The organism is Streptomyces sp. NRRL S-31 (assembly GCF_000718775.1).
Taxonomy (GTDB): domain Bacteria; phylum Actinomycetota; class Actinomycetes; order Streptomycetales; family Streptomycetaceae; genus Streptomyces.
The window spans coordinates 51,354-70,305 of record NZ_JOCB01000004.1; the positions used below are offsets into that span (position 1 = coordinate 51,354).

General features: G+C 72.2%; 17 protein-coding genes. 5 read left to right on the forward strand and 12 right to left on the reverse strand.

Annotation, left to right across the window (positions count from 1 at the left end; translation table 11 throughout):
• Positions 1–10 precede the first annotated feature (10 nt).
• The 5 genes from IF37_RS0103085 to IF37_RS0103105 are packed head-to-tail and all read right to left on the reverse strand — an operon-like array spanning position 11 to position 6,518.
• Entirely contained in the window at positions 11–958 is a 948-nt protein-coding gene (locus IF37_RS0103085; protein ID WP_030735649.1) for a dihydrodipicolinate synthase family protein, read from the reverse strand.
• Positions 959–1,963 carry an ABC transporter ATP-binding protein gene (locus IF37_RS0103090; protein WP_030735651.1) on the reverse strand — a complete coding sequence of 335 codons (1,005 nt, stop codon included), beginning with the start codon at positions 1,961–1,963 and terminating at the stop codon, positions 959–961.
• On the reverse strand, positions 1,960–3,936 hold the full coding sequence (locus IF37_RS0103095; protein WP_030735653.1) for a dipeptide/oligopeptide/nickel ABC transporter permease/ATP-binding protein: 1,977 nt from the start codon (positions 3,934–3,936) through the stop codon (positions 1,960–1,962). The genes IF37_RS0103090 and IF37_RS0103095 overlap by 4 nt, the downstream gene beginning before the upstream one ends.
• Entirely contained in the window at positions 3,936–4,892 is a 957-nt protein-coding gene (locus tag IF37_RS0103100; protein WP_030735655.1) for an ABC transporter permease, read from the reverse strand. Before IF37_RS0103100 ends, IF37_RS0103095 begins: the two co-directional genes overlap by 1 nt.
• Positions 4,893–4,895: 3 nt before the next feature.
• Complete coding sequence (locus IF37_RS0103105) at positions 4,896–6,518, reverse strand: ABC transporter substrate-binding protein (protein ID WP_030735657.1); 1,623 nt, start codon at positions 6,516–6,518, stop codon at positions 4,896–4,898.
• A gap of 185 nt (positions 6,519–6,703) precedes the next feature.
• Here IF37_RS0103105 and recO point away from each other — a divergent pair, with 185 nt between their 5' ends.
• The gene (gene recO, locus IF37_RS0103110) at positions 6,704–7,450 is read left to right on the forward strand and encodes a DNA repair protein RecO (RefSeq protein ID WP_030735659.1); all 747 of its coding nucleotides are present in this window, start codon (positions 6,704–6,706) and stop codon (positions 7,448–7,450) included.
• Positions 7,451–7,477: 27 nt separating this feature from the next.
• Positions 7,478–8,326 (forward strand): isoprenyl transferase, encoded by an 849-nt coding sequence (locus tag IF37_RS0103115; protein WP_030735661.1) that lies wholly within the window; start codon positions 7,478–7,480, stop codon positions 8,324–8,326.
• 272 nt (positions 8,327–8,598) lie between these two features.
• Here IF37_RS0103115 and IF37_RS0103120 read toward each other — a convergent pair whose 3' ends face one another.
• The 4 genes from IF37_RS0103120 to IF37_RS0103135 all read right to left on the reverse strand — a co-directional run bounded on the left by IF37_RS0103120 (position 8,599) and on the right by IF37_RS0103135 (position 11,753).
• The gene (locus IF37_RS0103120; RefSeq protein WP_030735663.1) at positions 8,599–9,018 is read right to left on the reverse strand and encodes a Fur family transcriptional regulator; all 420 of its coding nucleotides are present in this window, start codon (positions 9,016–9,018) and stop codon (positions 8,599–8,601) included.
• Positions 9,019–9,082: 64 nt separating this feature from the next.
• Entirely contained in the window at positions 9,083–9,985 is a 903-nt protein-coding gene (locus IF37_RS0103125; protein ID WP_030735665.1) for a metal ABC transporter permease, read from the reverse strand.
• Complete coding sequence (locus IF37_RS0103130; protein WP_030735668.1) at positions 9,985–10,755, reverse strand: metal ABC transporter ATP-binding protein; 771 nt, start codon at positions 10,753–10,755, stop codon at positions 9,985–9,987. Before IF37_RS0103130 ends, IF37_RS0103125 begins: the two co-directional genes overlap by 1 nt.
• 17 nt (positions 10,756–10,772) lie before the next feature.
• Positions 10,773–11,753, reverse strand: a complete 981-nt coding sequence (locus IF37_RS0103135; RefSeq protein WP_030735675.1) for a metal ABC transporter substrate-binding protein — start codon at positions 11,751–11,753, stop codon at positions 10,773–10,775.
• Positions 11,754–11,913: 160 nt separating this feature from the next.
• Here IF37_RS0103135 and IF37_RS0103140 point away from each other — a divergent pair, with 160 nt between their 5' ends.
• A complete protein-coding gene (locus IF37_RS0103140; RefSeq protein WP_030735678.1) occupies positions 11,914–13,296 on the forward strand; it encodes a glycine--tRNA ligase in 1,383 nt (460 codons plus the stop codon).
• Between the two features lie 64 nt (positions 13,297–13,360).
• Here IF37_RS0103140 and IF37_RS0103145 read toward each other — a convergent pair whose 3' ends face one another.
• On the reverse strand, positions 13,361–14,413 hold the full coding sequence (locus IF37_RS0103145; RefSeq protein WP_030735681.1) for a chitinase: 1,053 nt from the start codon (positions 14,411–14,413) through the stop codon (positions 13,361–13,363).
• A gap of 177 nt (positions 14,414–14,590) precedes the next feature.
• Here IF37_RS0103145 and IF37_RS0103150 point away from each other — a divergent pair, with 177 nt between their 5' ends.
• Positions 14,591–15,601, forward strand: a complete 1,011-nt coding sequence (locus IF37_RS0103150) for an aldo/keto reductase (protein WP_030735683.1) — start codon at positions 14,591–14,593, stop codon at positions 15,599–15,601.
• A 25-nt stretch (positions 15,602–15,626) separates the two neighbouring features.
• Entirely contained in the window at positions 15,627–16,217 is a 591-nt protein-coding gene (locus IF37_RS0103155; RefSeq protein WP_030735686.1) for a TetR family transcriptional regulator, read from the forward strand.
• Here IF37_RS0103155 and IF37_RS0103160 read toward each other — a convergent pair.
• On the reverse strand, positions 16,204–16,656 hold the full coding sequence (locus IF37_RS0103160) for a hypothetical protein (protein WP_030735689.1): 453 nt from the start codon (positions 16,654–16,656) through the stop codon (positions 16,204–16,206). The genes IF37_RS0103155 and IF37_RS0103160 overlap by 14 nt on opposite strands.
• Before the next feature lie 753 nt (positions 16,657–17,409).
• On the reverse strand, positions 17,410–18,864 hold the full coding sequence (locus tag IF37_RS0103165; protein WP_030735692.1) for an MFS transporter: 1,455 nt from the start codon (positions 18,862–18,864) through the stop codon (positions 17,410–17,412).
• Between the last annotated feature and the right edge of the window lie 88 nt (positions 18,865–18,952).

Here is an 18,952-nt window from a genome sequence, read left to right on the forward strand (position 1 = left end):
CGCCGGGACGTCACCGCCGGTCCTCGCCGGGGCCGAGCAGTCCGGCCGCCGCCAGGAACTTGCCGACCCGCTCGACCTCCTCGCCGGACAGCGGCACCTGCGGCTCGGCGGTCACCGGGCAGTCGATGACGCCGCGCAGGTGCAGCGCCGCCTTGAACGCGCCCAGCGCCGAGGAGCTGCCGCCCATCCGCGCCGGATGCCCCGCCCCGACCATCCCGAACAGGGCGCACAGCCGGTCCTGCTCGGCCCGCGCACCCTCCAGGTCGCCCGCCCGGCACTGCCGGTACAGGCGCACGTACCCGTGCGGGTCGACGTTGGCCAGGCCCGGCACGGCCCCGTCGGCGCCCAGCGCCAGCGCCGCGTCGGCGATCAGCTCCGAGCCGGTCAGCGCGCTGAACCCGGGATGGGCGCGGGCGCCCGTGACGACCTCCCGGAAGGCCGCCAGGTCCCCGCTGGAGTCCTTGATCCCGGCCAGCACCCCGTCCCCGGCGAGCCCCAGCACCAGATCCGCCGGGAGTTTGGTGTGCACGGCGACGGGGATGTCGTAGGCGATCACCGGGACGGGACTGGCGGCGGCGATCCGGCGGTAGTGGTGGACGATCTCCGACGGGTGGGTGCGGGCGTAGAAGGGCGCGGTGACGACGACGGCCCCGGCGCCGGCCGCGGTGACCGCCGCGACGTGCTCCAGGACGCGCGGGGTGGTCATGTCGATGGCGCCCGCCAGCACGGGCAGCTGTCCGCCCACGTGCGCGGTGACGGCCTCCACCACCTGCCGGCGCTGCCGGTCCGTCAGGAAGGCCGCCTCCGAGGTCGAGCCGAGCAGGAACAGCCCGTGCACCCCGGCCTCCGTCAGGAACTCCACCAGGCGCAGCAGCGAGGCCACGTCCACCTCGCGGTCCGGTGTCAGGGGCGTGCAGACGGGCGGGACGACACCGGTGAGCGGGGCGGGGAAGGTCATTCAGGGCTCCTGGCGCGCTAGGTCTCGGGTCGAGGCGTCCTCCTCCACAGGATGGTGGCACCGGAAGCGGTGTCCGGGCCGCGACGCGGCCGAGAAGTCCGGCATCACCTCGGCGCACACCCCGTCCGCCTTCCAGCAGCGGGTGCGGAACGGGCAGCCGCTCGGCGGCCGGGTCGCCGAGGGCACCGGCCCGGTCAGCGGGATCGGGTCGACGGGGTCCAGCAGCCCCGGGGTGGCCGAGAACAGGGCACGGGTGTACGGGTGCCGGGCGGCGTCGGTGACCCGGTCGGCCGGGGTCTCCTCCACGATCCGGCCGAGGTACATGGTGATCACCCGGTCGCTCATCCGCCGCACCGTCTGGATGTCGTGGGAGACGAAGACCAGGGCGAGCCCGAGGCGTTCGCGCAGGTCCAGCAGCAGGTTGAGGATCTGCGCGCGGACCGAGACGTCCAGCGCGCTGGTCGGCTCGTCGGCGACGACCAGGGCCGGTTCCAGGGCGAGCGCGCGGGCGATGGCGACGCGCTGCCGCTGCCCGCCGGAGAGCTGCGCGGGCAGCGCGTCGGCGAGCGCCAGGGGGAGCCCGACCAGGGCCATCAGCTCCCGCACCCGCTCCTCCCGTCCGGCCCGGGTGCCGCGCCGGTGGACGTCCAGCGGGTCGCGCAGGATGCGGCGGACCGTCAGCCGGCGGTTCAGCGCGGTCGACGGGTCCTGGAAGACCATCCCGGTGCCCGCGCCGACCGTGGCCCGGCGCTCGGCGGGCGGCATCGTCCACAGGTCCCGGCCGCCGAACGCCACCGTCCCCGCCACCGGCCGTTCGACGCCCACCAGCACCTTCGCCAGCGTCGACTTCCCGCACCCCGACTCGCCGACCACACCGACCGTCTCACCGGCCGCGACGGTGAGATCGGCGCCGGTCAGCGCGTACACCCGGTCCCGCCGGAACAGGCCGCCGCCGCGCGCCCTGTGCACGACGTGCGCGTCCCGCACCTCGACGACAGCGGTCACCGGAGGGCCTCCTCGCTCTCCGTGGACGACAGTTCCACCGCCGGGCGGTGGCAGGCGGCCGTGTGCGCGGCGGTGCCCGCGAGGACCGGGGCGCTGCGGTGGCACACCTCGGCGGCCAGCGGGCAGCGGTCGGCGAACCGGCAGCCCGCCGGGAAGTCGGCGGGGGCCGGGACCACCCCCTTGATCTGCGTCATCCGCTGCTCGGCGGACTCCAGCGAGAGCACGCTGCCGAGCAGCCCGCGCGTGTAGTGGTGGGCCGGAGCCGCCACCAGGTCGGCGGTCACCCCGGTCTCCACGATCTGCCCGCCGTACATCACCACCACCCGGTCCGTGACGTCGGCGACCAGCGCCAGGTCGTGCGAGACCAGGACCAGCGCGAACCCGAGTTCCGCGCGCAGCCGCAGCAGCAGCTCCATGACCTGCGCCTGCACGGTGACGTCCAGCGCGGTGGTCGGCTCGTCGGCGATGATCAGCTTCGGGTCCCGGGAGAGCGCCATCGCGATGAGCACCCGCTGGCGCTGCCCGCCGGACAGCTCGTGCGGATAGCTGCGCAGGGTGCGCTCCGGGTCGAGCCCGACCAGCGACAGCAGCTCCCGGGGGCCGCGCCGGCCCCCGCGCCGGACCAGCTGCCCGAGCTGGGCGCGGACGGTCATGGCCGGGTTCAGCGAGGACAGGGCGTCCTGGTACACCATCGCCATCTCATGGCCGAGCAGCCGCCGCCGGGCCCGGGCCGGCTCGGTGAGCAGGTCCCGCTGCCGGAACCGCACCCGGCCGCCGATCCGGGCCCCCTTCGGCGCCAGGCCCATGACGGTGAGCGCGGTCAGCGACTTGCCGCAGCCCGACTCGCCCACCAGCCCGAGCACTTCCCCGGGGTGCACCTCGAAGCCGACCCCGGCCACGACGTCCACGCCCCGGTGCCGGTCCGGGAAGCCGATGGTCAGGTCCTCCACGGCGAGCACCGGCGGTCCGCCCCGGTCCGGCAGCGGCCGGGCGCGGGAGCGCAGCCGGCGGGCGGCCCCGGCGAGTCCGGGCAGCGCGAGCACCTCGCCGGTGCCGGGCTCGGGGGTCTCCAGCCGGTCCCCGGGCGCCGGCACCTCGCGCGGCGCGGGCGCCGCCCACGCGTCCGAGACGCCCTCGGAGAGGATGTTCAGCGACAGCACGGTCAGCAGGATGAGCAGCCCGGGGAAGACGGTCGCCCACCAGCCGCCGGTCAGCACCATGTTCCTGCCGTCGGCGATGACGCTGCCCCAGGACGGGTCCGGGGGCCGGACACCGGCGCCGATGAAGGACAGCGACGCCTCGAAGACGATGGCCTCGGCGACCTGGACCGTGCAGAACACCAGCACCGGGGCGGCACAGTTGACGGCCACGTGCCGCAGCACGATGTACGGGGTGCGGGCACCGATGACCCGCTCGGCGGTGACGTAGTCCTCCCCGTACTGGTCCAGCACGTTGGCCCGCACCACCCGGGCCACCGGCGGGGTGAACAGGAACGCGATCGCGCAGATCAGCACCCCGATCCCGCCGCCGAACACGGCCACCAGCACGGCCGCCAGCGCGATGCCGGGGAACGCCATCACCACGTCCAGGCAGCGCATCAGCGTCTCGTCCACCGCCTTGCGGGAGGTGGCGGCGAGCGCCCCGAGGACCGCGCCGGCGAGCAGCGCCAGCGCGGTCGCGCCCAGCCCGATCGCCAGCGACCACCGGGCGCCGTACATCAGCCGGCTCAGCACGTCCCGGCCGAGGCTGTCCTGCCCCATCCAGTGCGCGACGGACGGCGCCCCGGTCCCGCCGGCCGGGTCCCGCTGGTCGAGCGGATCGTCCGGCGCCAGCACCGGGGCGAGGACGGCGACCAGCACGACCACGGCCAGGAAGCAGAGCGCGGCCTTCGACGGCGGCGGCAGCCGACGCCATCCCCGCAGCCGGACGCCGGGCCGGGACAGCCGCTCGGCGATGTGCGCGCGCGTGACCATCAGCCCGTCCTCAGTCGTGGGTTGACCAGCAGGTACAGGATGTCGATGACCAGGTTGACGACGACGAACCCGGTGGCGGTGGTGAGCACGACGCCCTGCACCACCGCCGGATCGCCGTTCTGCACGGCGTCGATCATCAGCTTCCCCATGCCGGGCAGCGAGAAGATCGTCTCGATGACGACCGCGCCGCCGAGCAGATAGCCGACCCGCAGTCCGAGCACGGTCAGCGGGTTGACCAGGGCGTTGCGCAGGACGTTCCGGCCGACGACGACCCGGGGCGGCAGCCCGCTCCCGATCGCCGTACGGACGTAGTCCTTGTCCAGCTCCTCCACCACCGAGGTGCGCACGATCCTGGTCAGCTGGGCGGCGACCGGCAGGGACAGGGCGAGGGCGGGCAGCGCCATGGTCTTCAGCCAGCCGGTGACGGAGTCGGCCGGGTTGACGTAGCCGCCGGTCGGGAACCAGCCCCGGTCCACCGCCAGGTACTGGATCATCAGCAGCGCCAGCCAGAACCCCGGGGCGGCCACCCCGACCAGCGAGACCACCCGGATGACCTGGTCCGGCAGCCGGTCGCGGTACACGGCCGCCGTCACCCCGCCCGCCAGCGCCAGCACGACCGCGAGGGCGAGGCCGAGGAAGGTCAGCTGGAGGGTGAGCGGCAGGGCGGTGGTGACCTGCTCGGCCACCGGGGCGCGGGTCAGGGCACTGGTGCCGAGATCGCCGTGGAGCAGGGCGCCGACGAAGCGGACGTACCGCACGGGCAGCGGGTCCAGCAGGCCGGCGCGCTCCCGGAAGTCGTGCAGCTGCTCCGGCGTCGGATTGGCGCCCTGGAAGAACGCGGACGCCGGGTCGGCGTCCGAGAAGCGCATCACCAGGAACACGAACAGCACGATGCCGAGGAGCAGCGGCACGAGCAGGGCGACCCGGCGCAGCAGGATCCGTACGACGGTCGTCACCGGTCAGATCCACTTGGCCTGGAGGAGGTTGACGCCGGGGTACGGCTGGGCCCTTATCCCGCTCAGCTCCCGCGCGTCCCAGGCGGTCATCAGCTCGTTGTGGACGACCGGGTAGAGCACGGCCTGTTCCGCGACGACGTCGATGTAGTCCTGGATCATCGCCTTCTTCCGCGCGGGGTCCGGCTCCCGGGTGGCCCGGTCCATGTCCTGGAAGAGCCGCTTGGCGACCGGGTCGTCGGCCCAGCGGGTGTAGCGCATCCACAGGTTCCCGGGCCCGTGGTTGTAGTGCATGATCAGGTCGGCGTCGAGGCCGAACTGGTTCGGGTTGGAGGCCGCCGCCACCACCTGGTAGTCCCGGTTCTGGTCCATCTTGGTGAAGACGGCCGTGGTCTCCTGCGGCGACAGCGTGGTCCGCACCCCGATCGCGTCCCACGAGGACTTGATGGTGGGCAGGCAGTCGGCGATCCAGCTGACGTTGACCGCGAGGAGGTCGACCTCCAGCCTGGTGACCCCGGCGGCCTTCAGCAGCGCCTTCGCCTTCTCCGGGTCGTGGTCGTAGACGGTCCGGGCCCTTCGGTAGCCGGGATTTCCCTCGTCGAGGAAGGAGGACGCCGGCTTCCCGTGCCCCTTCAGCGCGACGCGCACCATCTTCTCGGTGTCGATGGCGTAGTGCAGGGCCTGCCGCACCCGGATGTCGTCGAAGGGCTTGTGCCGGGTGTTGAACATCAGGAAGAGGTTGTTCATCCCGGCGCCCCCGGCCACCTTCAGCCCGCCCTGTTCCAGCCGCGCGATGTTGGCGTAGGGGATGTTGTCGGCGATCTGCGCTCCGGCGCCGGTGCCGGAGATCTTCGCGACGCGCGGCGCCGCGTCCACGATCGTCAGCCAGTTCATGCGCCGGAAGGCCGGTTTGCGGGGCCCGTTGTAGCCGGCGAACGCCTCGAAGGTGGTGTTCGACTTCGGGTGGTGCGCGGTCTGCCGGTACGGCCCCGAGCCCACGGCCAGCCCCTTGATCGCATCGTCCCAGGCCCCGGGCTTCGCATAGACGTGCCGGGGCATGATCTTGGCCAGGGTGAGCCGGGACAGCCCGTCCGGGAAGGGGAACCGCAGCCGCAGTTCGACGCCGCGCGGGCCGGTCTTCACGACGCTGCCCAGCCAGCCGGCGAAGAACCCCTTGGCCAGGGTCTGCGTCCCGGGGTCCAGGATGCGGTCGAAGACGAACACGACGTCGTCGGCGGTGACGGGCTTGCCGTCGTGGAAGGTGGCGCCCGGGCGGAGCGTGAACCGCCAGGTGGTGGCGCCCGGGTCCTTCGGCACCTCGGTGCCGAGCGCCGGATAGGGCAGCCGGGTGATCGGATCGGTGTCCAGCAGCCCCTCGTAGATGTGGTTGTTGGCGGCCATCGCGAACGCCGACGCCGTCTGCGTCGGGTCCCAGCTGCCGTCGTTGCCGTAACCGATGACGGCGGTCAGCGTCCGGTCCTTGCCGCCGCCCCCGCCGCCGGTGTCGTTGGTCGACTCCGGGCCGGCGGAACAGCCCGCCAGCAGCGCGCCCGCAACCAGCGCCCCGGCGCCCGTCAGGAACGACCGGCGGCGCGGTGCCGGTCCGTCGGGGATCACGTCGTCGCGCACGGGTCCTCCAGCAAGTCGAAGAGGGGAGGGGTGGCAGGGGGTGGGAGATACGACGTCCTACGTCCTACGTCCGATCGGTAGCGCGACCATAGGAGGGGCCGTGGGGGCGGTCAAGACGGCGCACACGAATGGCCCAGCCCCCGGCGGCGGGCCGGACCGCTCACCCCATGGGCGAGAATGGGGACATGAGTCTGTTCCGCGACGACGGCATCGTGCTGCGCACCCAGAAGCTGGGCGAGGCGGACCGGATCATCACCCTGCTCACGCGCGGTCACGGGCGGGTGCGCGCCGTGGCCCGGGGGGTGCGGCGGACCAAGTCCAAGTTCGGGGCCCGGCTGGAGCCCTTCTCCCACGTGGACGTGCAGTTCTTCGCGCGGGGGAGCGAACTGGTCGGGCGCGGGCTGCCGCTGTGCACGCAGAGCGAGACGATCGCTCCCTACGGCGGCGGGATCGTCACCGACTACGCCCGGTACACCGCCGGGACCGCCATGCTGGAGACCGCCGAGCGGTTCACCGACCACGAGGGGGAGCCCGCCGTCCAGCAGTACCTGCTGCTGGTGGGCGCGCTGCGGACGCTCGCCCGGGGCGAGCACGCGCCGCACCTGGTGCTGGACGCCTTTCTGCTGCGGTCCCTCGCCGTGAACGGGTACGCGCCCAGCTTCGGCGACTGCGCGAGGTGCGGGATGCCCGGACCGAACCGGTTCTTCTCGGTCGCCTCCGGCGGCTCCGTCTGCGTCGACTGCAGGGTCCCCGGCAGCGTCGTGCCGTCCCCGCAGACCCTGGTGCTGCTGGGGGCGCTGCTTACGGGAGACTGGGAGACGGCGGACGCGTGCGAGGCGCGCCACGTCCGCGAGGGGAGCGGGCTGGTCTCCGCATATCTGCACTGGCACCTGGAGCGCGGGCTGCGCTCCCTGCGGTACGTAGAGAAGTAGTTCACGGGTCGAGGAGACGAGAAGGACATGGTCGTACGCGGGATCCTGGGGCGCCGGCGGCGCGAGTACAAGGCACCGGAACCGCACCCCTCCGGTGCCCGCGCACCCAAGCTTCCCGGTGAGCTGGTGCCGGACCACGTCGCGATCGTCATGGACGGCAACGGACGGTGGGCCAAGGAGCGGGGGCTGCCGCGCACGGAGGGGCACAAGGTCGGCGCCGAGCGGGTGCTGGACGTGCTCCAGGGCTCGATCGAGATCGGCGTGCGCAACATCTCCCTGTACGCCTTCTCCACCGAGAACTGGAAGCGGTCCCCCGAAGAGGTCCGCTTCCTGATGAACTTCAACCGGGACTTCATCCGCAAGACCCGCGACGAGCTGGACGCCCTGGGCATCCGGGTGCGCTGGGTGGGCCGGATGCCCAAGCTGTGGAAGTCGGTCGCCCAGGAGCTTCAGGTCGCCCAGGAGCAGACCAAGGACAACGACCTGCTCACCCTGTACTTCTGCATGAACTACGGCGGGCGCGCGGAGATCGCCGACGCGGCGCGGGCGCTCGCGGAGGACGTACGGGCGGGCCGGCTCGACCCGTCCAAGGTCACCGAGAAGACCATCCAGAAGTACCTGTACTACCCGGACATGCCGGACGTCGACCTGTTCCTGCGCCCCAGCGGCGAGCAGCGCACCTCCAACTACCTGCTGTGGCAGAGCGCGTACGCCGAGATGGTCTTCCAGGACGTGCTCTGGCCCGACTTCGACCGGCGTGACCTGTGGCGGGCCTGCCTGGAGTTCGCCTCCCGGGACCGGCGCTTCGGCGGAGCCGTGCCGAACGAGGACCTGATCGCCATGGAGGCCGCGATGAAGGGCGATTCCACCTCCTAGCCACCGGGTATGCACACGGGCCGCCGAGGACGCGGGACTCATGAGACGTCTCACCCCCGCCCCCGCCCTCGGCGCCCTGCTGATCGCCGCGCTGCCCGCGCACGCCGCGGTGGGCGGCCCCGCCCACCGCGAGAGCTACGGCACCAAGGCCCCCTACGCCGCCGTCCGGCAGGACCCGCACGGCTACCGGAAGGCCCCGGCCGGTTTCGTGCCGGTCTTCACCGAGAACGTGTCCCGGCTGGAGCGCTGCTTCGGGCGGAGCCGAGCCGTGCCTACGGCGTCCGGCCGGCGGCGCAGTCCGCGCAGGTGCCGAAGATCTCCACCGTGTGGGCCACGTTGACGTACCCGTGCTCCGCGGCGATCGCCTCCGCCCACTTCTCCACCGCCGGGCCCTCCACCTCCACCGCCTTGCCGCAGGCACGGCAGACCAGGTGGTGGTGGTGCTCGCCGCTCGAGCAGCGGCGGTACACCGACTCGCCGTCGGAGGTCCGCAGCACGTCGACCTCGCCGGCCTCGGCGAGGGACTGGAGGGTGCGGTAGACCGTGGTCAGACCGACCGAGTCGCCCTTGTGCTTGAGCATGTCGTGCAGTTCCTGAGCGCTGCGGAACTCGTCGACCTCGCCCAGGGCCGCCGCCACGGCTGCCCGCTGGCGGGTCGAGCGGCCCCTCACGGGCGGTCCAGCGGTCGTCACCGTCATGCCTCCTTCGATGCCTCGCCTCTGCCCGGGCCATTGTGCCAGCCCGGGCCGTCGGCGGTCAGACGCCGATCTCGTCCCCGGCGTCCCGCGAGGCCGGAATCACGCAGTCCGCCGGGTCTCCGGCGGGGTGTGCGGCGGCCGCCGCACGGGCGCGCCGCCGGGCCAGCGGGGTGGCCAGCGCGGTGAGCGCGACGAACGCGGCGATGGTCAGCAGGACGATCGTCGCGCCGGGCGGCACGTCCTGGTAGTACGACGTCACCGTGCCGCTGACCGTCACGGCCACACCGATCGCGACGGCGAGCGCGAAGGTGACGGTGAAGCTGCGGGTGAGCTGCTGCGCCGCCGCCACGGGCACCACCATCAGCGCGGACACCAGCAGCAGTCCGACGACCCGCATGGCGACCGTCACGGTCACGGCCGCGGTGACCGCCGTCAGCAGGTTCAGGGCGCGCACCGGCAGGCCCGTGACCCGGGCGAACTCCTCGTCCTGGCTGACCGCGAACAACTGCCGGCGCAGGCCCAGCGTGACCAGCAGGACGAAGGCGGCCAGCACGCAGATCGCGGTCACGTCGGAGGAGGAGACCGTCGACAACGAGCCGAACAGGTACGACGTCAGGTTGGCGTTGGAGCCGCCCGGCGCGAGGTTGATCAGCATCACGCCGCCGGCCATGCCGCCGTAGAACAGCATGGCGAGGGCGATGTCGCCGCGCGTCCTGCCGTACCAGCGGATCAGCTCCATCAGGACGGCGCCGAGCACCGAGACGGCGGTCGCCATCCACACGGGGGACGTGGACAGCAGGAAGCCGAGGCCGACGCCCGTCATGGCGACGTGTCCGATGCCGTCGCCCATCAGGGCCTGGCGGCGCTGCACCAGGTAGATGCCGACCGCGGGCGCGGTGATGCCGACCAGCACGGCGGCCAGCAGCGCGCGCTGCATGAAGGCGTAGTCCAGGAATTCCATCAGCTCAGCAGTCCCGTGCGGATCGGTTCGGCGCCCGCGGGTGCGTGCGGGTGCACGTGGTCATGGCCGGGCAGGGCGTGCTGGCCGACCGCCCGCGGGGGCGGGCCGTCGTGCTGGACGCAGCCGTCGCGCAGGACGACCGCCCGGTCGATCAGGGGCTCCAGCGGGCCCAGTTCGTGCAGCACCAGCAGGACCGTCGTGCCGGCCTCGACCTGCTGCCGCAGCGTCCGGGCCAGCACCTCCTGGCTGGCCAGGTCGACGCCCGCCATCGGCTCGTCCATGATCAGCAGTTCGGGCCGGGCGACCAGCGCGCGGGCGATCAGCACCCGCTGGTGCTGGCCGCCGGAGAGGGCGGTCACCGAGTCCTTGGCGCGGTCCGCCATGCCGACCAGTTCCAGGGCGTGGCGGACGGCCTCCCGGTCGGTCCGGCGGAAGACGCCGAAGCGGGTGCGGGACAGCCGGCCGGAGGAGACGATCTCGGCGACCGTCGCCGGGACGCCGCCCGCGGCCGTGGTGCGCTGCGGTACGTAGCCCACGCGCGCCCAGTCGCGGAAGGACCGGCGCGGGACGCCGAACAGGTCGACCGTGCCGCCGCTGACCGGCACCTGGCCGACGATCGCGCGGATCGCCGTGGACTTCCCGGAGCCGTTGGCGCCGAGCAGCGCGACGACCTCGCCGCGGCCGACGGTGAGGTCGATGCCGCGCAGCACGGGCCGCGCGCCGAGTTCGGCGGTGACGCCGCGCAGGGCTATGACGGGCTCGTTGCTCATCTCGTCTCCCGTGCCGGTCACTTGGCCCCCAGCGCTCGCTGGAGGGCCTTGAGGTTGGCCCGCTGGACGGCGAAGTAGTCCGTGCCGCGGGACCGGTCCGTGATGCCCTCGATCGGGTCGAGGACGTCGGTCTTCAGGCCGGCGTCGGCCGCGATGGTCTTCGCGGTCTTGTCGCTGACCAGGGTCTCGTAGAAGACGGTGGTGACGCCGTCGGCCGCGGCCATCGACTCCAGGTCCCTGACCCGGGCGGCGCTCGGCTCCGACTCGGGGTCGAGGCCGCTCACGGCCTCCTCGGTCAGGCCGTAGCGCTCGGCGAGGTAGCCGAAGGCGGCGTGCGTGGTGATGAAGACCTTGCCCCGCGTGTGCGCGAGGCCCTGCCGGAACTCGTGGCCGAGGGCGTCCAGCCGCCCGACCAGGTCCGCGGTGTTCTCGCGGTAGTCGGCCGCGTGCGCGGGGTCGGCCTTCTCGAACGCCTTGCCGACACCCTCGGCGACCTGGGCGTACCGCACCGGGTCGAGCCAGATGTGGGGGTCCTTGCCGGCCTTCTCCCCGTGGTCCTCGTCGTCGTGCTCGGCCGCGTGGCCGCCGACCTCGGTGCCGTGGTCCTCCAGCGTGGTGAGGGCGGCGGCGTCGATCTTGGTCTTGACCGGGGACTGGGCCACCGCGTCGTCGACCGAGGGCTGGAGGCCCTTCAGGTACAGGACCGCGTCGGACTCCTCCAGCGAGGCGATCTGCCGGGGGCTGATCTCCAGGTCGTGCGGCTCCTGGCCGGGGGAGGTGAGCGTGGTGACGTGGACGTGCTCCCCGCCGATCCGCTCGGCGAGGAAGGCCATCGGGTAGAACGACGCGACGACGTCGAACTTGTCGGTGCCCGCTGCGACGGTCGTGCCGTCGGAGCAGCCGGACAGGGTGCCGATCCCGAGCGCGGTGACCGCGGCGACCGCGGCGGCGGATATGAGGCGGGGCGCGCCGGGCCGGGTGCGTCGTCGTACGTTCATGACAGTCATTTTCAACAAACATGGAAACCGTTGTCAACAACGCTCGTCAGGCGGTCTGAACAGGGGCCGATTTGGCCGAGGGGGAGCCTGCGCCGGTAACCTGAATCATTCGCTGGAAGCATCTCGCTTCAACGCCCGTCGTCGTAATGAAGAGAGCACCGTGGCCGCCGACAAGATCGACACCATCGTCAGCCTGAGCAAGCGCCGTGGCTTCGTTTTCCCGTGCAGTGAGATCTACGGCGGACAGCGTGCCGCCTGGGACTACGGACCCCTGGGTGTCGAGCTCAAGGAGAACATCAAGCGTCAGTGGTGGCGCTACATGGTGACGTCGCGCGAGGACGTCGTCGGTATCGACTCGTCCGTCATCCTGGCCCCCGAGGTCTGGGTGGCCTCCGGCCACGTCGCCACCTTCACGGACCCGCTGACCGAGTGCACCGCGTGTCACAAGCGGTTCCGCGCGGACCACCTGGAAGAGGCCTACGAGGAGAAGAAGGGGCACGCCCCGGCCAACGGCCTCGCGGACATCAACTGCCCGAACTGCGGCAACAAGGGCCAGTTCACCGAGCCCAAGCAGTTCTCGGGCCTCCTCTCCACCCACCTCGGCCCGACCCAGGACTCCGGCTCCGTCGCCTACCTGCGCCCCGAGACCGCCCAGGGCATCTTCACCAACTTCGCCCAGGTGCAGACCACCTCGCGCCGCAAGCCGCCGTTCGGCATCGCCCAGATGGGCAAGTCGTTCCGCAACGAGATCACGCCGGGCAACTTCATCTTCCGCACCCGCGAGTTCGAGCAGATGGAGATGGAGTTCTTCGTCAAGCCGGGCGAGGACGAGCAGTGGCAGGAGTACTGGATGGAGCAGCGCTGGGCCTGGTACACGGGCCTGGGTCTCCGTGAGGAGAACATGCGCTGGTACGAGCACCCGAAGGAGAAGCTCTCCCACTACTCCAAGCGCACCGCCGACATCGAGTACCGCTTCCGGTTCGGCGGCAGCGAGTGGGGCGAGCTGGAGGGTGTCGCCAACCGCACCGACTACGACCTCGGCGCCCACTCCAAGGCCTCCGGCCAGGACCTCTCCTACTTCGACCAGGAGGCCGGGGAGCGCTGGACGCCGTACGTCATCGAGCCGGCGGCGGGTGTCGGCCGCACCATGCTGGCCTTCCTGCTCGACGCCTACGTCGAGGACGAGGCGCCGAACGCCAAGGGCAAGATGGAGAAGCGCACCGTGCTGCGCCTCGACCACCGCCTGGCCCCGGTGAAGGTGGCGGTGCTCCCGCTGTCCCGCAACCCGGAGCTGTCCCCGAAGGCCAAGGGTCTCGCGCAGGCGCTGCGGCAGAACTGGAACATCGAGTTCGACGACGCCGGCGCCATCGGCCGCCGCTACCGCCGTCAGGACGAGATCGGTACGCCGTACTGCGTGACCGTCGACTTCGACACCCTCGAGGACAACGCCGTCACCGTGCGCGAGCGTGACTCGATGAAGCAGGAGCGGGTGTCGCTCGACCAGATCGAGGGCTACCTGGCCCAGCGCCTCCTGGGCGCCTAGCCGTCACGCCGGATGCCGGGCGGTCCCCCGCGGGACCGCCCGGCATCCGTGTGTCCGGGGGCGCTCAGCGGCCCTGGAGCGCCTTGACGTTGTCGCCGAACGTCCAGTTCTTCGAGCCGTCCCAGTTGACGGACCAGGTCATCAGGCCCTTGAGCGACGTGCCGTAGTGGCTCCACGCCTGCGAGACCTGGGACGGGGACAGGTAGCCGCCGCCCGCTCCGGGCTGGGCCGGCAGACCCGGGACCTGCTTGTCGTAGGGCACCTTCACGGTCGTGCCCTGCACCACCAGCCCCTTGTTCAGGCAGTCGGTCTGCGCGGTGAAGCCCTGCACGGTCCCGGCCGAGTAGGAGTCGCCGGAGCAGCCGTACATGCTGCCGTTGTAGTACTGCATGTTCAGCCACCACAGACGGCCGTTGTCGGCGTACTTCTTGATGATCGGCAGATAGGCGCCCCAGATCGAGCCGTAGGTGACGCTGCCGCCGGTCACGTACGCGGTCTCCGGGGCCATCGTCAGTCCGAAGCCCGCCGGCATCTGGGCGAGGACGCCGTCGATGATGCGGATCAGGTTGGCCTGCGACGTGGACAGCTGGTTGATGTTCCCACTGCCGACCAGGCCGGTCTCGATGTCGATGTCGATGCCGTCGAAGTTGTACTTCTTCAGGATCGGCACGATCGTCGCCACGAACCGGTCGGCGACGGCCGTCGAGGACAGGTCGATACCGGCCGCCGCGCCCCCGATGGAGAGCAGGATCGTCTGCCCGGACGCCTTGGCCTGACACATCTCGGCGGGTGTGGACACCTTCACGCCGGCGTCCATGCCGTCCTCCCACAGCGCCGTGCCGTCGGAGCGGATGACCGGGAAGGCCGCGTTGATCACGTTGTAACCGTGGGCGGCGATACGGGAGTCGGTGATGGGGGTCCAGCCGAAGGGCGGGTGGACGCCGTTGGCGTTGCCGTCCCAGTTCTCCCAGTAGCCCTGGAGCACCTTGCCCGCCGGACGTGACTTCACCGCGCAGGTGTCGGCGGCGGAGGCGGCGGGCGCGGTGGCGATCACCAGCGGGGCGAGGACGGCGCCGGTGAGGGCGGCGGTGAGCAGGCGCAGCGTGCGACGGAGCATGGGGCCTCCCGGTGGGGGACCGGCGCGGTGCCGGGTGGGTGCCGTGGGATGTCGTAGGCATGACAGTGCTCTGGTCCAGACCTCTCGTCAATAGGTCTGGACCAATCCGGCCGCGTGCTCAACAAAAATGGAATGACAGATATTGAAATCTGTCAGCTGTCATGTCAAGGTGAGGGCATGACGACGCGAACCCGAAACCTCGGCACCACCGGCCCCCGGGTCTTCGCCCTCGGCCTCGGCTGCATGGGCATGTCCGGCATGTACGGCGACGCGGACCGCTCCGAGTCGATCGCCACCGTCCACGCGGCCCTCGAGGCCGGCGTGACGCTGCTCGACACCGGCGACTTCTACGGCATGGGCCACAACGAACTGCTGGTCGGCGAGGCGCTGCGCACCGCCCCGCCCGCCCTGCGCGAGAACGCGGTGGTCAGCGTGAAGTTCGGCGCCCTGCGCGACCCCGACGGCGGCTGGTCCGGCTTCGACGGCCGCCCGGCCGCGGTGAAGAACTTCGCCGCGTACTCCCTCCAGCGCCTCGGCGTCGACCACATCGACGTCTACCGGCCCTCCCGCCTCGACCCGGACGTGCCGATCGAGGAGACCGTCGGCGCGATCGCCGAGCTGGTGGAGAAGGGGTACGTCCGGCACATCGGGCTGAGCGAGGTCGGCGTGGACACCATCCGGCGGGCCGCCGCCACCGCCCCGATCGCCGACCTCCAGATCGAGTACGCGCTCATCTCCCGCGGCCCCGAGCGGGAGATCCTGCCCACCCTGCGCGAACTCGGCATCGCCGTCACCGCCTACGGCGTGCTCTCGCGCGGACTGATCTCCGGCCACCTCACCGCCGACCAGGAGTTCGCCGCGACCGACTTCCGCGCCTTCTCGCCCCGCTTCCAGGGCGAGAACCTCCGGCACAACCTCACGCTCGTCGACTCGCTGCGCGAGATCGCCGGACGGAAGGGCGTCACGGTCGCCCAGCTCGCCATCGCCTGGGTGCTCTCCCGCGGCGAGGACATCGTGCCGCTGGTCGGCTCCCGCACCCGGGAACGGCTCGGCGAGGCCCTGGGCGCCCTGGACGTGACCCTGGACGCGGCCGACCTCGCGGCCATCGAGGCCGCCGTGCCGGCGGACGCGGCGGCCGGCGAGCGGTACGCCCCCGCCCAGATGGCCATGCTCGACAGCGAGAGCTGATCCCGGTGCCGGGTACCGTCTAGGCATGCCACCGAGCAGCGAGACCCTGACCGCCGAGCGCATCCTCGAAGCCACCGAGGAGGTGCTGCGCCGCCACGGTCCGGCCAAGGCCACCGTGGTCGACGTGGCCCGCGCGCTCGGCGTCAGCCACGGCAGCGTCTACCGGCACTTCCGCACCAAGGCGGCGCTGCGCGAGGCGGTCACCAAACGCTGGCTGGACCGGACCTCGCAGCGGCTCGCCGGGATCGTCGCCGAGGACCGCGACCCGGCGCAGCGGCTGCGGGACTGGCTCGCCGCCCTCTTCGCCGCCAAGCGGCACAAGGCGGGCGACGACCCCGAGCTGTTCGCGACCTACACCGTGCTCGTCGACGAGCTGGGGGATGTGGTCCGCGAGCACATAGCCGATCTCACCGGCCAGCTGACCGGGATCATCGCGGCGGGGGCCGGGTCGGGCACCTTCCAGGTGTCCGACCCGGCCCTGGCCGCACGGGCCGTCTTCCAGGCCACCGGCCGCTTCCACGACCCCTGCTACGCCCGGGACTGGGTGCTTCCCGGCATCGAGGAGGAGTTCACGGCCGTCGTGGACCTACTGGTGCGCGGGCTCAGTGCACCGTGACGGTGACGGTGGGCGAATAGACCTTCCCGGACTTGGTCACGCTCGCGACCCGCAGGTGCTCGGTGCCCTTGGTGTCCAACTTGGCCAGCAGGGCGTAGGAGTTGCCCGTCTTGACCTTGGCGGTCGCCTTGAGCGCCTTCCACTTGCCGTCCTTCTCGTGCTGGAGCACCAGCGGACTGCCCACCTTCAGGCCCTTGGTGCGTCCGGTGAACTTCACCGTCTCACCGGCCTTCACCGTGGACTTGTCGGCGTGGACGCTGATCGAGTGCATGCCCGAGGGGCTCGGGCTCGGGCTCATGCTCGTGTTCTTGTCCGTGGGGCTGGGGCTGGGGCTCGCGTCTGCCGCGAAGGCTCCGGCCGTCCCGCCGCAGAGCAGCGCCGCGCAGAGGGCGCCGGTACCGAGAGCACGGCCGTGGCGATGGCGGAGTACGGAGGTCATGTTTCGCTCCTGTCGCTCGATGGACGTCTCCCAGGCTGACCCGGGTCCGCCGGGGCGGCCACTCGAGACGGGCCGGAACTCCGTCTCCGCCCCGGCGAAATGGCAGGTCACAGCGGTTTTCCGGCGATTTCGAACCCGGCCCCGGGACCCCTGGCGGGACCCCGTGACCCACCGGAGACCCCGCCCCGGCGGCGCGGACCGGCCGTCGCCCGGGCGGACGGAGCACCACCGCGCCGGTGCCGTCGACCCGCCCGCGCCGACCGCAACGCCCCGACCCTGGTCCGGCGGAAGGAGGGGGCGTCCGATCTCCCGTCGGCCGGCAGCGAACTGACTGACTGTCACCTGACGCACCGGATACGGCGAGGGGGTACGGCGAGGTCACCCGACGGTCGGTCGGCGCGCTGTCGGGCGGTGGTGTCGGAAGGGTGGTGACCGGCGCGTCGCGCTCGGCCGGGTGCGCCTCGGGGGGCGGGTGCGGGGCGTCGGCGTCCGGGGCGGTGGTGCGGGGGGTGTGCGGGGCGCTCGCGTGCCGGGCGCGGGTGCCGTCCGCCGTTCGCCTCGCCGTCGGCGGCTGTCCCCGGGGCGCGTTCCGCGTCCGGCCGTCGGTCGGTGTGGTGTCGGGCGGGGGGTGACCGGCGGGCTGTGCATGGCCGGGTGCGGGGCGTCGGCGTCCGGGGCGGTGGTGCGGGGCCGTCTGCCGGATGCCGTGCCGGGCGCGGGTGCCGGCCGGCGGCGGTCCGGGCCCGGGGGTGTTCAGGCGCGTTCGGAGACGGGTTCGACGGCCTGCCGCGCCTCGGCCGCCGCCAGGCTCTCGGCGGTCCGCGCGGCCGTGCGGCGGGCCCAGTGACCGCTGGAGAGCAGGCCCAGGACCAGGACGGCCAGGCCGCAGCCGGTGAGGATCCACCAGCCGGGGCGGGCCGCCGAGACGAACGTCTGCCGGTACGGCGACGAGCCGATGCCGGAGGCCAGGACGGCCCCGACCACCGCGACACCGAGCGTCTGGCCCAGCTGCCGGCTGGTGGAGGCGACGGCGGCGGCGACGCCCGCCTGGGCGCGGGGCATGCCCGACACCGCCGTGTTGGTGATCGGCGCGTTCACGAAGCCGAAGCCGATGCCGAACAGGACGTAGCCGATGACGAGGGTGGCGTTCGCCGTCTCCGCCTCGAACACGGCGAACAGCACACCGCTCGCGGTCATCGCCGCACCGGCCACCAGCAGCGGGAGCCGGGGACCGCGGCTGCCGACCAGGCGGCCGGACAGCGGCGCGCACAGGAAGGTCGGCACGGCCATCGGGAGCATCCACAGGCCCGCGTGCAGGGCGTCGAGCCCGCGCACGTTCTGGAGGTACAGCGTGGACAGGAACAGGAAGCCGCCGAGGGCCGCGAACGCGCTGATCGCGATCACGGTCGCCCCGCTGAACGGGGCTGAGCGGAAGAAACGCAGGTCGATCAGGGGCTCCGCGCGCCGGGGCTCGTACCACAGCAGGGCCAGCAGGGCGGCCACCGCGAGCACGGCGAACGGCACCACCGGAGAGGCGCCCGACTCCGGCGCCTCGATGATCGCGTACGTCAGCGAGCCGAACAGGGCGATCACCAGCAGCTGGCCGACCGGGTCGGGACGGCGGGCCCTGGGCGCGCGGGACTCGGGGACGAAACGGAAGGTGAGCAGGAGGGCGGCGAGCCCGACCGGGAGGTTGACCCAGAAGATCGCGCGCCAGCTCACCGACTGCACCAGCAACCCGCCGACCAGCGGGCCGGCCGCCATGGAGATGCCGACCACCGCGCCCCACACACCGATCGCGCGGGCGCGTTCCCGGGCGTCGGTGAAGGTGTTGGTGATGATCGACATGGCGACCGGGTTGAGCATCGAGCCGCCGACCGCCTGGACCATCCGGAACACGATCAGCAGTTCCAGGCTGGGGGCGAGGGAGCAGAGCACGGAGCCGGCGGTGAAGATGACCAGGCCCGTCAAGAAGACGCGCTTGCGCCCGATCCGGTCGGCGGTGGAGCCCGCGAGCATCAAGAGCGAGGCCAGCACGAGCGTGTAGGCGTCGATCGTCCATTGCAGGCCGGAGGTGGTGGCGTGCAGGTCGCGCTGCATGGAGGGCAGCGCCACGTTCAGCGCGGTGTTGTCGAGGCTCACGATCAGCAGGCTCATGCAGCAGATCGCGAGCACGAGCACGCGTCGGCGAGGGCTCAGCTCTGGCATGCCTCCCATCGTACGCCGATATCAATAGTGCGGTTAACTAATGACTCATACACGATCCATGGGACGGGCACCGCCCCACCCGCACGGC

Coding starts and splice junctions, on each gene's coding strand:
- IF37_RS0103085 (WP_030735649.1), bottom strand. CDS start 958: ATGACCTTCCCCGCCCCGCTCACCGGTGTCGTCCCGCCCGTCTGCACG.
- IF37_RS0103130 (WP_030735668.1), bottom strand. CDS start 10,755: ATGAGCAACGAGCCCGTCATAGCCCTGCGCGGCGTCACCGCCGAACTC.
- IF37_RS0103115 (WP_030735661.1), top strand. CDS start 7,478: ATGGTCGTACGCGGGATCCTGGGGCGCCGGCGGCGCGAGTACAAGGCA.
- IF37_RS0103145 (WP_030735681.1), bottom strand. CDS start 14,413: ATGCTCCGTCGCACGCTGCGCCTGCTCACCGCCGCCCTCACCGGCGCC.
- IF37_RS0103160 (WP_030735689.1), bottom strand. CDS start 16,656: ATGACCTCCGTACTCCGCCATCGCCACGGCCGTGCTCTCGGTACCGGC.
- IF37_RS0103095 (WP_030735653.1), bottom strand. CDS start 3,936: ATGGTCACGCGCGCGCACATCGCCGAGCGGCTGTCCCGGCCCGGCGTC.
- IF37_RS0103150 (WP_030735683.1), top strand. CDS start 14,591: ATGACGACGCGAACCCGAAACCTCGGCACCACCGGCCCCCGGGTCTTC.
- IF37_RS0103165 (WP_030735692.1), bottom strand. CDS start 18,864: ATGCCAGAGCTGAGCCCTCGCCGACGCGTGCTCGTGCTCGCGATCTGC.
- IF37_RS0103125 (WP_030735665.1), bottom strand. CDS start 9,985: ATGGAATTCCTGGACTACGCCTTCATGCAGCGCGCGCTGCTGGCCGCC.
- recO (WP_030735659.1), top strand. CDS start 6,704: ATGAGTCTGTTCCGCGACGACGGCATCGTGCTGCGCACCCAGAAGCTG.
- IF37_RS0103135 (WP_030735675.1), bottom strand. CDS start 11,753: ATGAACGTACGACGACGCACCCGGCCCGGCGCGCCCCGCCTCATATCC.
- IF37_RS0103155 (WP_030735686.1), top strand. CDS start 15,627: ATGCCACCGAGCAGCGAGACCCTGACCGCCGAGCGCATCCTCGAAGCC.